Below are 356 nucleotides of genomic sequence, written 5' to 3'. Positions count from 1 at the left end.
CATTTGGTTTCTTCATAAGACATTTCTCTCAGATTGAGACGATGCGCAGAACGAGGTCCGTTGCCTTTTACAATCTGCTTGAAAGCCTCCCAATCCGGTTGTTGGTATACCCATTTGTCTTCGGCTTCGTCGAAGTAGATCGTATCGTCTGGTAATGTGAAGCCGAGGTGGAAAATACGCGGCAAGTATTTATTCAAGAATACCTGACGCAGCTCTTCATTTGTCTGTGTCCGAATCTTGTAACGCATATTCGAGGCTTGGTTGCTCGTAATGTTGCCGTTCTCTGGCGGACCGAAAAACATCAACAGGGATGGCCACCAGCGAGTGATTGCTTCTTGGAGCATTTGACGCTGCTC

At 47.2% G+C, this 356-nt stretch carries 1 protein-coding gene; it reads right to left on the bottom strand.

Annotation, left to right across the window (positions count from 1 at the left end):
* Positions 1–356 (bottom strand): Phenylacetic acid catabolic protein (locus SB773_RS30460; protein ID WP_410593939.1); only part of this gene is annotated, 356 nt, incomplete at both ends.

Source organism: Bacillus sp. SIMBA_074, from assembly GCF_046534555.1.
GTDB classification, from domain to species: domain Bacteria; phylum Bacillota; class Bacilli; order Bacillales; family Bacillaceae_G; genus Bacillus_A; species Bacillus_A mycoides.
The sequence above is the reverse complement of the archived record's forward strand: the minus strand, read 5'-3'. Positions and strand labels throughout refer to the sequence as shown.